Annotated in this window: 11 protein-coding genes; 1 reads left to right on the forward strand and 10 read right to left on the reverse strand. The window is 59.7% G+C overall.

Translation table 11 applies throughout. From position 1 onward, the window contains the following. Positions 1–2 precede the first annotated feature (2 nt). The gene (gene fghA, locus ACZZ0K_RS18320; protein WP_258707669.1) at positions 3–848 is read right to left on the reverse strand and encodes an S-formylglutathione hydrolase; all 846 of its coding nucleotides are present in this window, start codon (positions 846–848) and stop codon (positions 3–5) included. An 88-nt stretch (positions 849–936) separates the two neighbouring features. Then, on the reverse strand, positions 937–2,049 hold the full coding sequence (locus tag ACZZ0K_RS18325; RefSeq protein ID WP_007908835.1) for an S-(hydroxymethyl)glutathione dehydrogenase/class III alcohol dehydrogenase: 1,113 nt from the start codon (positions 2,047–2,049) through the stop codon (positions 937–939). Between the two features lie 116 nt (positions 2,050–2,165). Here ACZZ0K_RS18325 and ACZZ0K_RS18330 point away from each other — a divergent pair, with 116 nt between their 5' ends. Further along, entirely contained in the window at positions 2,166–3,062 is an 897-nt protein-coding gene (locus ACZZ0K_RS18330) for a LysR family transcriptional regulator (RefSeq protein WP_056783227.1), read from the forward strand. 132 nt (positions 3,063–3,194) lie between these two features. Here the strand turns inward: ACZZ0K_RS18330 and ispD are convergent, their stop codons facing one another. The 8 genes from ispD to dnaE form a co-directional block, all read right to left on the reverse strand. After that, positions 3,195–3,902: a 2-C-methyl-D-erythritol 4-phosphate cytidylyltransferase gene (gene ispD, locus ACZZ0K_RS18335; protein WP_258707668.1), complete on the reverse strand. Its 708-nt coding sequence runs from the start codon at positions 3,900–3,902 to the stop codon at positions 3,195–3,197. After that, positions 3,899–4,177: a cell division protein FtsB gene (gene ftsB, locus ACZZ0K_RS18340; RefSeq protein ID WP_016771460.1), complete on the reverse strand. Its 279-nt coding sequence runs from the start codon at positions 4,175–4,177 to the stop codon at positions 3,899–3,901. The genes ispD and ftsB overlap by 4 nt, the downstream gene beginning before the upstream one ends. 169 nt (positions 4,178–4,346) lie before the next feature. After that, complete coding sequence (gene eno / locus ACZZ0K_RS18345; RefSeq protein WP_041478121.1) at positions 4,347–5,636, reverse strand: phosphopyruvate hydratase; 1,290 nt, start codon at positions 5,634–5,636, stop codon at positions 4,347–4,349. Positions 5,637–5,791: 155 nt separating this feature from the next. Continuing rightward, positions 5,792–6,637, reverse strand: a complete 846-nt coding sequence (kdsA, locus tag ACZZ0K_RS18350; RefSeq protein ID WP_007954807.1) for a 3-deoxy-8-phosphooctulonate synthase — start codon at positions 6,635–6,637, stop codon at positions 5,792–5,794. A 4-nt stretch (positions 6,638–6,641) separates the two neighbouring features. After that, positions 6,642–8,273 carry a CTP synthase gene (locus ACZZ0K_RS18355; RefSeq protein WP_076566135.1) on the reverse strand — a complete coding sequence of 544 codons (1,632 nt, stop codon included), beginning with the start codon at positions 8,271–8,273 and terminating at the stop codon, positions 6,642–6,644. A gap of 274 nt (positions 8,274–8,547) precedes the next feature. Further along, positions 8,548–9,876 (reverse strand): tRNA lysidine(34) synthetase TilS, encoded by a 1,329-nt coding sequence (tilS, locus tag ACZZ0K_RS18360; protein WP_258707667.1) that lies wholly within the window; start codon positions 9,874–9,876, stop codon positions 8,548–8,550. A gap of 132 nt (positions 9,877–10,008) precedes the next feature. After that, on the reverse strand, positions 10,009–10,956 hold the full coding sequence (locus ACZZ0K_RS18365; RefSeq protein ID WP_016771465.1) for an acetyl-CoA carboxylase carboxyltransferase subunit alpha: 948 nt from the start codon (positions 10,954–10,956) through the stop codon (positions 10,009–10,011). A gap of 139 nt (positions 10,957–11,095) precedes the next feature. Beyond that, positions 11,096–14,617, reverse strand: coding sequence for a DNA polymerase III subunit alpha (gene dnaE, locus ACZZ0K_RS18370; protein WP_122747625.1), 3,522 nt, complete (start codon positions 14,615–14,617; stop codon positions 11,096–11,098). Positions 14,618–14,625 lie beyond the last annotated feature (8 nt).

Below are 14,625 nucleotides of genomic sequence, written 5' to 3' on the forward strand. Positions count from 1 at the left end.
CATTAACCGCGCAGAGCGCGTGCGTGATGCTGCAAGTGGTCGTCAATGAAGCTTGAGATGAAGAAATAGCTGTGGTCGTAGCCCGGTTGCAGGCGCAGCTCCAGCGGATGCCCCGCTTGTTTTGCGGCGTGTTGCAGGGCTTCGGGTTTCAGCTGGGTGGAGAGGAAATCGTCACGATCACCTTGATCGACCAACAACGGCAACTTCTCCGTCGCCTCCGCGATCAGCACACAGGCGTCCCACTCCTTCCACTTCGAACGGTCTTCGCCCAAGTAATGAGAGAACGCTTTCTGCCCCCACGGGCAATCGATCGGATGGGTGATCGGCGAGAACGCCGACACTGACTGATAACGCCCGGGATTGCGCAGCGCGCAGACCAATGCGCCGTGGCCGCCCATGGAGTGACCGCTGATACTGCGTTTGTCGGAAGCGGGGAAATGCGCTTCGACCAGAGCAGGCAGTTCCTGCACGACATAGTCATGCATCCGATAGTGCCGCGCCCACGGTTCCTGCGTGGCGTTCAGATAAAACCCGGCGCCGAGGCCGAAATCCCAAGCCTTGTCTGCATCGTCCGGAACATCCGGACCGCGTGGGCTGGTATCCGGGGCAACGATGATCAAACCAAGCTCGGCGGCCATGCGCATCGCACCGGCCTTCTGCATGAAGTTCTCATCGGTGCAGGTCAGCCCGGACAACCAGTACAGCACCGGCAGCTTGCCGCCCTGCTCCGCTTGCGGCGGCAGGTACACGGCAAAGACCATGTCGCAATCAAGCACTTCGGAGCGATGGCGATAACGCTTGTGCCAGCCACCAAAACTCTTCTGACAGGAAATGTTTTCCAGATTCATAGCACTTCAGCCGCAAGCTGCGAGCTTCAAGCTGCAAGAGGGAATTGCGCCTGCTTGCAGCTTGTGGCTTGTAGCTTGCCGCTGCTCCTTAGAAATGAATGACTGTGCGGATGCTCTTGCCTTCGTGCATCAGGTCGAACGCCTTGTTGATATCTTCCAGGCCCATGGTGTGGGTGATGAAGGTATCCAGCGGGATTTCGCCGCTCTGGGCCATGTCGACGTAGCTTGGCAATTCAGTACGGCCACGCACGCCGCCGAACGCCGAACCGCGCCAGACGCGACCGGTGACCAACTGGAACGGACGGGTAGCGATTTCCTGGCCGGCACCGGCGACACCGATGATGACCGACTCGCCCCAGCCTTTGTGGCAGCACTCAAGCGCGGCGCGCATCAGTTGCACATTGCCGATGCACTCGAAGGAGAAGTCGACGCCGCCATCGGTCATGTCGACGATTACTTCCTGGATCGGACGATCAAAGTCTTTCGGATTCACGCAATCGGTGGCACCGAGTTGTTTGGCGATTTCGAACTTGGCTGGATTGATGTCGATGGCGATGATCCGCGCAGCCTTGGCTTTCACCGCGCCGATCACGGCCGACAAGCCAATACCGCCGAGACCGAAGATGGCTACGGTGTCACCCGGTTTGACCTTGGCGGTGTTGAGCACGGCGCCGATACCGGTGGTTACGCCGCAACCGAGCAGGCAAACCTTCTCCAGCGGCGCGTCTTTGGAGATCTTCGCTACGGAAATTTCCGGCAGTACGGTGTACTCCGAGAACGTCGAAGTGCCCATGTAGTGGAAAATCGTTTCGCCCTTGTAGGAAAAGCGCGAAGTGCCATCCGGCATCAGGCCCTTGCCTTGGGTGGCGCGAATCGCCTGGCAGAGGTTGGTCTTGCCCGACTTGCAGAATTTGCACTGGCCGCATTCCGGGGTGTAGAGCGGAATGACGTGGTCGCCGACGGCAACCGAGGTCACGCCCTCGCCGATCGCTTCAACGATGGCGCCACCTTCGTGGCCAAGGATCGACGGGAAGATGCCTTCCGGATCCGCGCCGGACAAGGTGTAGGCATCGGTGTGGCAAACCCCGGAAGCGACGACGCGCAGCAACACTTCACCAGCCTTGGGCATGGCGACATCGACTTCTACGATTTCCAGCGGCTTCTTGGCCTCGAAGGCAACGGCGGCGCGCGATTTGATCATGCTGACTCTCCAGTGAATCCAGTGAATAACAAAGCAGACAGACAGTGTAGTTCAGCGCGCTTTGAGGAATAATCCGGACGAAAGCAAAACATTATTGCTGTACAGGGATAATCCAAGTGTCGGAAAACCGCTGGGAAGGCATCGATGAGTTCGTTGCCGTCGCCGAATGCAATCAATTCACCGCCGCTGCCGAGCGTCTTGGGGTTTCTTCCTCGCACATCAGTCGACAAATCGTACGGCTCGAAGAGCGTTTGCAGACGCGCCTGCTCTACCGCAGCACCCGGCGAGTTACGTTGACCGAAGCCGGGCAGACTTTTCTGCAGCATTGCCAGCGCCTGCAGGACGGTCGCGAAGAAGCCTTGCGCGCGGTAGGCGATCTGACCAGCGAACCGAAAGGCATGCTGCGCATGACCTGCGCGGTGGCCTACGGCGAACGTTTTATCGTGCCGCTGGTGACTCGCTTCATGGGCCTGTATCCGCAGTTGCGCATCGACATCGAGCTGAGCAATCGCCAACTGGATCTGGTGCACGAAGGGCTGGACCTGGCGATCCGTCTGGGTCGGTTACAGGATTCGCGCTTGGTCGCGACACGTCTGGCACCACGGAGAATGTACCTGTGCGCATCGCCGTCCTACCTGGAACGGTACGGGCGCCCACACAGCTTGTCGGAATTGAGTCGACACAATTGCCTGATCGGCAGTTCGGATATATGGCAACTGGAGCAGAACGGGCGGGAATTTTCCCAGCGGGTGCAGGGCAACTGGCGTTGCAACAGTGGGCAGGCGGTGCTGGATGCGGCGCTTCAGGGTGTCGGGTTGTGTCAGTTGCCGGACTATTACGTGCTCGAGCATTTGCACAGTGGCGCGCTGATTTCCTTGCTGGAGGCGCATCAGCCGCCGAATACGGCGGTGTGGGCGCTGTATCCGCAGCAGCGGCATCTGTCGCCGAAGGTGCGCAAGTTGGTGGATTATTTGAAGGTGGGACTGGCTGAAAGGCCGGAGTACAAACTTTGAGTTATTGGTCGCCTGTGCGACCGCTTTCGCGAGCAGGCTCGCTCCCACAATTGACCGAGTTCGACAGCTGAATGCATTCCCTCTGTGGGAGCGAGGCTGCTCGCGAAGGCAATGCCACAGCGACCCCAAATCTCAGCGGCGATTCGCCCATCGCTGGCGCAACCACTCCAGATCTTCCGGCCGGGTCACTTTGAGATTATCCGCCCGCCCTTCGATCAGACGCGGTGCCAGACCGGCCCATTCCATCGCCGAAGCTTCATCGGTGATCACGGCATCCGCAACCAGGCTATCGGCCAACGCTCGATGCAACGCGCCGAGGCGAAACATCTGCGGCGTATACGCCTGCCAGATCACACTGCGGTCCACCGTTTCAACCACACGACCGTTTTTATCAACGCGTTTGAGCGTGTCGCGAGCGGGCACCGCCAACAGACCACCGACCGGGTCATCCGCCAGTTCGGCAAGCAACTTGTCGAGATCATCGCGACTCAGATTCGGCCGGGCCGCATCATGCACCAGCACCCAATCGTCATCGTCGGCACCTTGCGCATGCAGATGCAGCAAGGCATTGAGCACCGAAGCAGAACGCTCCGCCCCGCCGCCGACCCGCTGAATGCGTGGATCGCTGACGCAAGCCAGATTCGGCCAATAGGGATCGTCAACAGCAAGACTGACCACCAGGCCCTTGAGGCTCGGGTGATCGAGGAAACAGCCGAGGCTGTGTTCGAGAATTGTGCGCCCGCCCAGTTGCAGATATTGCTTGGGACGGTCCGCGGCCATTCGGGCACCGACGCCCGCGGCAGGAATCACGGCCCAGAAGGCCGGCAGGGAATCGATCATTGGGCCAACTGGTAAAGGGTTTCGCCATCCTTGACCATGCCCAGTTCGTGGCGAGCCCGCTCTTCAACGGTCTCCATGCCTTTTTTCAGTTCGCTGACTTCAGCGTCCATCACTCGGTTGCGCTCCAGCAGGCCTTCGTTCTCGGCATGTTGCTCGGCGATCTGCTGTTTCAGCTCGGCGACCTGCGCCAGACTGCCATTGCCCACCCACAGGCGGTACTGCAGACCGGCCAGCAGCAAGAGCAAAACAAGAAACAACCAGTAAGGACTGCGCATCGAATATCAGGTATCCAGTGAAAAAAGACAGCCACGCATAATGTTGCAGCATCTGATAGCACGAAGCCTGGAAAGATCCAGGCTTGTGCTTAAGGCATCAGATTAGTGGCAAATCCATCGCTGTCACGACTTTTCCGACACAATCCGGTGTCCTTTGATCAGGTTGCGCTTAACCGCGGAACTCGGCACGGCCGTTGTACTTGGCCTTGCCGTTCAACTGCTCTTCGATACGCAGCAGTTGGTTGTACTTGGAAACGCGGTCGGAGCGGCACAGCGAACCGGTCTTGATCTGGCCAGCCGAGGTGCCCACAGCCAGGTCGGCAATGGTCGAATCTTCGGTTTCGCCGGAGCGGTGCGAGATCACGGCGGTGTAGCCGGCAGCCTTGGCCATCTGGATGGCTTCCAGGGTTTCGGTCAGGGTGCCGATCTGGTTGAACTTGATCAGGATCGAGTTGGCGATCTTTTTATCGATGCCTTCTTTCAGGATCTTGGTGTTGGTCACGAACAGGTCGTCGCCCACCAGCTGGGTCTTCTCGCCGATCTTGTCGGTGAGGATCTTCCAGCCAGCCCAGTCGGACTCGTCCAGACCGTCTTCGATCGAGATGATCGGGTAACGTTCAGTCAGACCTTTGAGGTAGTCAGCGAAACCTTCGGCGGTGAACACCTGGCCTTCGCCGGACAGGTTGTACTTGCCGTCTTCGTAGAATTCGCTGGCCGCGCAGTCCAGAGCCAGGGTCACGTCGGTGCCCAGCTTGTAACCGGCGTTGGCCACGGCTTCGGAGATCACTTTCAGCGCATCTTCGTTGGACGCCAGATTCGGCGCGAAACCGCCTTCATCGCCAACTGCAGTGCTCAGACCACGAGCCTTCAGCACGGCTTTCAAGTGATGGAAAATCTCGGTACCCATGCGCAGACCTTCCGAGAAAGACTTGGCGCCAACTGGCTGCACCATGAATTCCTGGATGTCGACGTTGTTATCGGCGTGCTCGCCACCGTTGATGATGTTCATCATCGGCACCGGCATCGAGTACACACCCGGGGTGCCGTTGAGGTTGGCGATGTGTGCGTACAGCGGCAGATCCTGATCCTGCGCAGCCGCCTTGGCCGCAGCCAGGGACACGGCGAGGATGGCGTTGGCGCCCAGGGTCGCCTTGTTTTCGGTACCGTCGAGCTTGATCATCGCTTGGTCGAGGGCTTTCTGGTCGCTCGGGTCGGTGCCCAGCAGCAGATCGCGGATCGGACCGTTGATGTTGGCTACCGCCTTGAGCACGCCCTTGCCCAGGTAACGGCTCTTGTCGCCATCACGCAGCTCGAGCGCTTCACGCGAGCCAGTGGATGCACCGGACGGCGCGCAGGCGCTGCCGATGATGCCGTTGTCGAGAAGCACGTCCGCTTCCACGGTGGGATTGCCACGGGAGTCGAGAACTTCACGACCTTTGATGTCGACGATTTTTGCCATTGTTGTAAACACTCCAAAGTTGACGAAAACGACGCAGCTAGAGGAAATCTTTATCGTCGGCAAGCGAAGTACAGCGGGCAGACTTGCAGACGACAACGCTCACGCCCGAGGGCATGAGCGACAAATCGTGCGGTACTTTACCGGAGAATCGAGCGTTACGCGGTTTCTACCGTCGGAAAACTCTTCACCAGTTCGTCCAGAGCCTTGAGCTGGGCCAGGAATGGCTCCAGTTTGTCCAGACGCAAGGCGCAAGGGCCGTCGCATTTGGCGTTGTCCGGATCCGGATGCGCTTCGAGGAACAGACCCGCCAGCGACTGGCTCATGCCGGCCTTGGCCAGATCGGTGACCTGCGCGCGGCGACCGCCGGCGGAGTCGGAACGACCGCCAGGCATTTGCAGCGAGTGGGTCACGTCGAAGAACACCGGGTATTCGAACTGCTTCATGATGCCGAAGCCGAGCATGTCGACCACGAGGTTGTTGTAGCCGAAGCTCGAACCACGCTCGCAGAGGATCAACTGATCGTTACCGGCTTCCACGCACTTGTTCAGGATGTGTTTCATTTCCTGAGGCGCGAGGAACTGGGCTTTCTTGATGTTGATCACGGCATTGGTCTTGGCCATCGCGACAACCAGATCGGTCTGGCGCGACAGGAAGGCCGGCAGCTGAATGATGTCGCAGACCTCAGCGACGACCGCGGCCTGATCCGGCTCGTGGACGTCGGTGATGATCGGCACGCCGAAGGCTTGTTTGATGTCCTGGAAGATGCGCATGCCCTCTTCCAGGCCAGGACCGCGATACGAGGTCACAGAAGAACGGTTGGCCTTGTCGAAGCTGGCCTTGAACACGTAAGGGATACCGAGTTTTTCGGTGACCTTCACGTACTCTTCGCAAACCTGCATGGCCATGTCACGGCTTTCCAGCACGTTCATGCCGCCGAACAGCACCATGGGTTTGTCGTTGGCAATCTCGATGTCGCCGACGCGGATGATCTTCTGTGCCATCGGGTTACGCCTTCTTCTGGTGTTGAGCCAACGCGGCTTTGACAAAACCGCTGAACAGCGGATGGCCGTCGCGTGGGGTCGAGGTGAACTCAGGGTGGAACTGGCAGGCGACGAACCATGGATGATCCGGCGCTTCAACCACTTCGACCAGCGCAGCATCGGCGGAACGACCGGAGATTTTCAGGCCGGCTTCGATGATCTGCGGCAGCAGGTTGTTGTTCACTTCGTAACGATGACGGTGACGCTCGACGATCACATCCTTGCCGTAGCAATCGTGCACTTTGGAGCCCGGCTCGAGCAGGCATTCCTGAGCGCCGAGGCGCATGGTGCCGCCCAGATCGGACGCTTCGGTACGCACTTCGACAGCACCGGTGGCGTCTTCCCACTCGGTGATCAGACCGACAACCGGATGGCCGCTGGCACGATCGAACTCGGTGGAGTTGGCGTCTTTCCAGCCCAGTACGTTACGGGCGAATTCGATGACCGCCACTTGCATGCCGAGGCAGATGCCGAGGTACGGAACCTTGTTTTCGCGAGCGTACTGAACAGCGGTGATCTTGCCTTCAACGCCACGCAGACCGAAGCCGCCCGGCACCAGAATCGCATCAACACCTTCGAGCAGCGCAGTGCCCTGGTTCTCGATGTCTTCGGAATCGATGTAGCGCAGGTTGACCTTGGTGCGGTTGCTGATGCCAGCATGACTCATCGCTTCGATCAGCGACTTGTACGCGTCGAGCAGCTCCATGTACTTGCCGACCATGGCGATGGTCACTTCGTGTTCCGGGTTCAGCTTGGCATCGACCACTGCGTCCCACTCGGACAGATCGGCGCTGCCGCATTGCAGACCGAAACGCTCGACGACGAAATCGTCCAGGCCCTGCGAGTGCAGGATGCCCGGGATCTTGTAGATGGTATCGGCGTCTTCCAGCGCGATTACCGCGCGCTCTTCAACGTTGGTGAACTGCGCGATCTTGCGACGCGAGGACACATCGATCGGGTGATCGGAGCGGCACACCAGCACGTCTGGCTGCAGACCGATCGAGCGCAGTTCCTTGACGGAGTGCTGGGTCGGTTTGGTCTTGGTTTCGCCAGCGGTGGCGATGTACGGCACCAGCGTCAGGTGCATCAGCATCGCGCGCTTGGCGCCGACTTCGAAACGCAACTGGCGGATGGCTTCGAGGAATGGTTGCGACTCGATGTCACCGACGGTGCCACCGATTTCGACCATCGCCACGTCAGCGTCACCGGCACCTTTGATGATGCGGCGCTTGATTTCGTCGGTGATGTGCGGGATCACCTGGATGGTTGCACCCAGGTAGTCGCCACGGCGCTCTTTGCGCAGCACGTGCTCGTAGACACGGCCGGTGGTGAAGTTGTTGTTCTGGGTCATGGTCGTGCGGATGAACCGCTCGTAGTGCCCCAGATCCAGATCGGTCTCGGCGCCGTCGTGGGTGACGAACACTTCACCGTGCTGGAACGGACTCATGGTGCCTGGATCGACGTTGATGTACGGATCCAGCTTCAGCATGGTGACCTTAAGCCCCCGCGCCTCCAGGATAGCCGCCAATGAAGCCGAGGCAATGCCTTTCCCCAATGAAGAAACAACACCGCCCGTGACGAATATGTAGCGCGTCATGAAAAACCCTAGAAGTCTGCGTTAAAGCGGAACGAGCCGCCGGGGAAAGCGAAGGAAGGCCGAAGCCCCCGATCACCTGCATTAATCACAGTGCACCTTTCGAAAAAACCGCCGCGTTGTGACAGACCGGCAGATGAAACACCGGTACGTTGCTCGCTACACATTTTTTGGAATCGCCCAGCAAAGACTGCTTGGTAATCGGCAACTCCTGCAATTCAGGCGAATCCACAGAAGTTGTATCAAGAAGGGAGCGTAGTCTACCGGAATGCTCCTTTCAGCTCAAACCTTGATCTTCGTCTGTTGGCTGCCAGTGCAATGTCCAGCCTTCGTCCATCTGACCATCAAGACCCGGCAGGTTCGCCACGGCGAGCAATTCTTCGCCACGAAACAGCAGCGGCAATCTGCCACGCACGAAGGCCGGGACCGCGCGCTCGTTGAGCAGACGCTTGAGATCACGACTGCCGCGCTCGGCCAGTTGCATGACCTCACCGCCTTGCCGATAGGCAATACGCAAAGGCCCGGATGGAGCTTGCCCGTGGAGCATGACGCGTCCATTATCCGGCAAGCGTAGCGCTGAAGTCGGGGTCTGCCAGTCGGCGCCGATCACTGGCGCGCCCAACCAATTGCCGCTCAGCCACCAGACGCGACCGCCGCTGCGGTGCAGCTCTCCGTCGGCCAAACGCCAGATCGGTGAAGCGTCGGCGCCGGCATTACACAGCGTTGTCCAACCCGACCAATGGTCAGCATCCGGCAGCCGGGTCAACGGTTCGAGCCAGTGGCTGAGGACATTTCGCTGGCGCGCGTCAGACAACTCCGTCAATGGTGTCAGCTCCAGCGATGGCACACCCAGCCAAGCGAATTCATTGGGCGTTTCGGCTTGTGCGAGATCAATCTGCGCCAGCTCATCGAGCAAGCCCTGCGCCTCACGCAGATGCGCAGCGGTGCGCGCCATGCTGGCCTGCGCTTGCGGCCAGCGTTCGGTGAGGACCGGCATGACTTGATGGCGCAGATAGTTGCGCGAAAACTGCCGGTCCTGGTTCGACGGGTCTTCGATCCAGCGCAACTGATGCGCCTGTGCATAACCTTCCAGCTCAGCACGGCTGACATCCAGCAACGGTCGAACCAGCATGCCCTGCCCCACTGGGCGCTGCTGCGGCATCGCCCCGAGCCCGCGTACACCGGCACCGCGCAACAGCCGAAACAGCAGCGTTTCCGCTTGGTCATCGCGGTGCTGGCCAGTCAACAGCACGTCATTGCTCTGCGTCAGCGAACTGAACGCGGCATAACGCGCATCCCGCGCCGCCCGCTCCAGGCTCGCCCCGCCCTTTACGGTCACCCGCTTCACTTGCAACGGCACGCCCAGCGCATTGCAAACGGCCTGGCAATGTTGCGGCCATGCATCGGCCGCAGCCTGAAGGCCGTGGTGGATATGAATGGCGCTGAGCGCAGGGAGGGATTCGGTGTTCGCCAGAGTGGCGAGCAGATGCAGGAGGACGGTGGAATCGAGGCCACCGGAGAAGGCGATGCGCCAGTGAGCGGCGTGGCGCCAAGGCTCAAGATTCAGCAGAAGACGGGATGGCAAATCAATCGGGGACCGGCCCATATCTGCACCTTTGCCTAACCCTCTGTGGGAGCGAGCCTGCTCGCGAAAGCGATTTAACATTCAACAATTTCGTCGACTGTCATACCGGTTTCGCGAGCAGGCTCGCTCCCACAGGGATAATGCGCGTCTGACTTAGAGACCGTAGCTCATCAGGCGATCGTAACGGCGCTTGAGCAGCGCTTCGTTATCGAACTGCTTGAGCATCGCCAGTTGCGAGCTCAGCTCGGCGCGGATCGAAGCCGCAGCAGCAGCCGGGTCACGATGGGCGCCGCCCAGTGGCTCGCTGATCACTTTGTCGACGATACCCAGGCCTTTCAGACGCTCAGCGGTGATGCCCATTGCTTCAGCGGCATCCGGTGCTTTCTCGGCGGTCTTCCACAGGATCGATGCGCAACCTTCCGGCGAGATCACCGCGTAGGTCGAATATTGCAGCATGTTCAATTGATCGCAGACGCCGATGGCCAGTGCGCCGCCGGAACCACCTTCACCAATTACAGTGGCGATGATCGGAGTCTTCAGACGCGCCATCACACGCAGGTTCCAGGCAATCGCTTCGCTCTGGTTGCGCTCTTCAGCGTCGATGCCAGGATAAGCACCCGGGGTATCGATGAAGGTCAGGATCGGCATCTTGAAGCGCTCGGCCATCTCCATCAGACGGCAGGCCTTGCGGTAGCCTTCCGGACGCGGCATACCGAAGTTGCGGCGAACTTTCTCACGCACTTCACGGCCCTTCTGGTGGCCGATGATCATCACCGGCTGGTCTTCCAGACGGGCGATACCGCCAACGATGGCAGCGTCGTCGGAGAAGTGACGGTCGCCGTGCAGTTCGTCGAACTCGGTGAAGATGTGCTCGATGTAATCCAGGGTGTACGGGCGTTTCGGGTGACGCGCCAGACGTGCGATCTGCCAGCTGGTCAGCTTGCCGAAGATGTCTTCGGTCAGCGTCTTGCTCTTGTCCTGCAGGCGGGAGATCTCATCGCCGATATTCAGCGAATTGTCATTACCGACCAAGCGCAACTCTTCGATCTTGGCTTGCAGGTCGGCGATCGGCTGTTCGAAATCTAGAAAATTCGGGTTCATAGGCGTCCGTCTTGGGTCGTGTCCCAAGTGAGCTTGGGCCGGCCGGTTGTCTATTCGCGCCCTACCTTAAGGGAGAGGCGCGCTGAGGTCGAGATTAAAAATTCAGGTTGTGGGCAAGCGCAATGATGGCACTTGCCGGTCAACGGTATTGGAGGAAGACGTTGTCTCGCCCGAACTGGTCACGCAGGGCTTGAATCAAGGTATCCGCCGGGTCGATCCGCCAGGTCTCGCCGAACTGCAGCAAGGTCTTCGCATCCGGGCTGGTGTACTCCATGGTCACCGGGCACGCGCCGCGATGACGCTTGAGCAGTTCGCCCAACCAGCGTAGCTGATCGCCTTTGAGATCCTGGGTGTGCAGCTTCAGGCGCAGGCTCTCGGCCAGATTGGTCCGCGCATCTTCCATGCTCATCACGCGCTTGACCCGCAGACGCAGGCCGCCGGAGAAGTCGTCGTTGCTGACCTCGCCTTCGACCACCACCATCGCGTCGGTCTGCAGCAGCGACTGCGCGGAATGGAACGCATCGGCAAACAGCGACGCCTCGATCCGTCCGGAGCGGTCGTCGAGGGTGATGAAGCCCATCTTGTCGCCCTTCTTGTTCTTCATCACCCGCAGGGCAATGATCATCCCCGCCACGGTCTGCGTGTCGCGCGCCGGTTTCAGGTCGATGATGCGCTGACGGGCGAAACGGCGGATTTCGCCTTCGTATTCGTCGATCGGGTGACCGGTCAGGTACAGGCCCAGGGTGTCTTTTTCACCCTTGAGGCGTTCCTTGAGGGTCAGTTCCTTGGCCTTGCGATGGGACGCGTAGACGTCGGCATCTTCTTCGACGAACAGGCCGCCAAACAGGTCGGCGTGGCCAGAGTCGTGAGTCCGCGCAGTCTGCTCGGCAGCCTTGATCGCTTCTTCCATCGCCGCCAGCAGTACCGCGCGGTTACGGTCGATGTTGGCTTGATAGGCCTTTTGTTCGTCGTGGAAATACGGGCCGAGGCGATCCAGCGCGCCGCTGCGAATCAAGCCATCAAGAGTTCGTTTGTTGATGCGCTTGAGGTCGACCCGCGCGCAGAAATCGAACAGATCCTTGAACGGACCGGCCTGACGCGCTTCGGTGATCGCTTCCACCGGACCTTCACCGACGCCTTTGATCGCGCCGAGGCCATAAACGATACGGCCGTCGTCGTTCACCGTGAACTTGAACTCCGAAGTGTTCACGTCCGGCGCGTCGAGACGCAGCTTCATCGTCCGCACTTCCTCGATCAAGGTCACGACCTTGTCGGTGTTGTGCATATCCGCCGAAAGTACCGCGGCCATGAACGGCGCCGGGTAGTGAGCTTTCAGCCAAGCGGTCTGGTACGACACCAGGCCGTAAGCGGCGGAGTGGGATTTGTTGAAGCCGTAACCGGCGAATTTTTCCACCAGGTCGAAAATGTTACCGGCCAGATCCGCGTCGATGCCGTTGGTCGCGCAACCCTCGATGAAGCCGCCGCGCTGCTTGGCCATTTCTTCGGGCTTTTTCTTACCCATCGCCCGACGCAGCATGTCCGCACCGCCGAGGGTGTAACCGGCCATGACCTGGGCAATCTGCATCACCTGTTCCTGATACAGGATGATGCCGTAAGTCGGCGCCAGTACCGGCTTGAGACCGTCGTACTGGTAGTCCGAGTGCGGATAGGCCAGTTCGGCGCGACCGTGCTTACGGTTGATGAAGTCGTCCACCATGCCCGATTGCAGCGGACCGGGGCGGAACAGTGCAACGAGTGCGATCAAGTCTTCCAGGCAGTCGGGCTTGAGCTTTTTGATCAGCTCTTTCATGCCCCGGGATTCAAGCTGGAACACCGCCGTGGTTTCGGCTTTTTGCAGCAACTGATAGGTCGGCTTGTCGTCGAGCGGGATAAAGGCGATATCCAGCGGCGGCTCGTTGACCTTGGCGCGGTCGCGGTTGATGGTTTTCAGCGCCCAGTCGATGATCGTCAGGGTACGCAGGCCGAGGAAGTCGAACTTCACCAGACCGGCGGCCTCAACGTCGTCCTTGTCGAACTGGGTCACCAGACCGTCACCGGCCTCGTCGCAATAGATCGGCGAGAAGTCGGTGAGTTTGGTCGGCGCGATCACCACACCACCGGCGTGCTTGCCGACGTTACGCACCACGCCCTCAAGCTTGCGCGCCATCTCCCAGATTTCCGCTGCTTCTTCATCGACCTTGATGAAGTCGCGCAGGATTTCTTCCTGTTCGTAGGCTTTTTCCAGGGTCATGCCGACTTCGAACGGAATCATCTTCGACAGACGATCCGCCAGGCCATAGGACTTGCCCTGCACCCGCGCCACGTCACGGACCACAGCCTTGGCGGCCATGGAACCGAAGGTGATGATCTGGCTCACCGCGTTGCGGCCGTACTTCTCGGCCACGTAATCGATCACCCGGTCGCGACCGTCCATGCAGAAGTCGACGTCGAAGTCGGGCATGGAAACCCGTTCCGGGTTGAGGAAACGTTCGAACAGCAGGTCATATTCCAGCGGGTCGAGGTCGGTGATCTTCTGTACGTAAGCCACCAGCGAACCGGCACCCGACCCACGGCCCGGACCTACCGGCACGCCGTTGTTCTTGGCCCACTGGATAAAGTCCATCACGATCAGGAAGTAACCGGGGAAGCCCATCTGGATGATGATATCCAGCTCGAAATTCAAGCGGTCGACGTAGACCTGACGCTTGGCTTCGTAGTCTTCAGTAGTGTCTTTGGGCAGCAGCACAGCCAAGCGTTCTTCGAGACCTTCGAAGGAGACCTTGCGGAAATATTCGTCGATGGTCATGCCATCGGGAATCGGGAAGTTGGGCAGGAAGTGTGTGCCCAGCTTCACTTCGATGTTGCAGCGCTTGGCGATCTCGACGGTGTTTTCGATGGCGTCGGGAATATCGCTGAACAGCTCGAGCATTTCCTCGGCGCTTTTCAGGTATTGCTGATCGCTGTAATTCTTCGAACGACGCGGGTCATCGAGTGCGCGGCCCTCACCGATGCACACACGAGTTTCGTGGGCGGCGAAGTCTTCCTGCTTGATGAAACGCACATCGTTGGTCGCCACCAGCGGTGCGCCAAGCTTGTCGGCCAGTGCCACGGCGCCGTGCAGCTGTTCTTCATCGTTGGGGCGGTTGGTGCGCTGGATTTCCAGATAGAAGCGATCCGGGAACACCGCCATCCACTCGCGCGCCAGCGCTTCGGCTTCCGCCGGATTGCCGCCGATCATGGCCATGCCGATCTCGCCTTCTTTGGCGGCGGACAGCATGATCAAACCTTCGTTGGCCTCGGCCACCCACTCGCGCTCGACGATGACCATGCCGTTGCGCTGGCCTTCGATGAAGCCACGCGAGATCAATTCGGTGAGATTGCGATAACCCTGAGCGTTCATCACCAGCAGGCTGAGGCGGCTCAGCGGTGCATCCGGGTCCTTGTTCGCCAGCCACAGGTCGGCGCCGCAGATCGGCTTGATGCCGGCGCCCATGGCGTTTTTATAGAACTTGACCAGGGAACACATGTTGTTCTGGTCGGTGACCGCGACCGCCGGCATGTTCATGGCGGTCAGCGCCTTGACCAGCGGCTTGATCCGCACCAGCCCGTCGACCAGGGAGTATTCAGTGTGCAGGCGTAGATGAACGAATGAAGCCGGCATAGTGATCC

This window comes from Pseudomonas sp. AC255 (genome assembly GCF_979258175.1).

Coding starts and splice junctions, on each gene's coding strand:
- fghA (WP_258707669.1), bottom strand. CDS start 848: ATGAATCTGGAAAACATTTCCTGTCAGAAGAGTTTTGGTGGCTGGCAC.
- ACZZ0K_RS18325 (WP_007908835.1), bottom strand. CDS start 2,049: ATGATCAAATCGCGCGCCGCCGTTGCCTTCGAGGCCAAGAAGCCGCTG.
- ispD (WP_258707668.1), bottom strand. CDS start 3,902: ATGATCGATTCCCTGCCGGCCTTCTGGGCCGTGATTCCTGCCGCGGGC.
- ftsB (WP_016771460.1), bottom strand. CDS start 4,177: ATGCGCAGTCCTTACTGGTTGTTTCTTGTTTTGCTCTTGCTGCTGGCC.
- eno (WP_041478121.1), bottom strand. CDS start 5,636: ATGGCAAAAATCGTCGACATCAAAGGTCGTGAAGTTCTCGACTCCCGT.
- kdsA (WP_007954807.1), bottom strand. CDS start 6,637: ATGGCACAGAAGATCATCCGCGTCGGCGACATCGAGATTGCCAACGAC.
- ACZZ0K_RS18355 (WP_076566135.1), bottom strand. CDS start 8,273: ATGACGCGCTACATATTCGTCACGGGCGGTGTTGTTTCTTCATTGGGG.
- tilS (WP_258707667.1), bottom strand. CDS start 9,876: ATGGGCCGGTCCCCGATTGATTTGCCATCCCGTCTTCTGCTGAATCTT.
- ACZZ0K_RS18365 (WP_016771465.1), bottom strand. CDS start 10,956: ATGAACCCGAATTTTCTAGATTTCGAACAGCCGATCGCCGACCTGCAA.
- dnaE (WP_122747625.1), bottom strand. CDS start 14,617: ATGCCGGCTTCATTCGTTCATCTACGCCTGCACACTGAATACTCCCTG.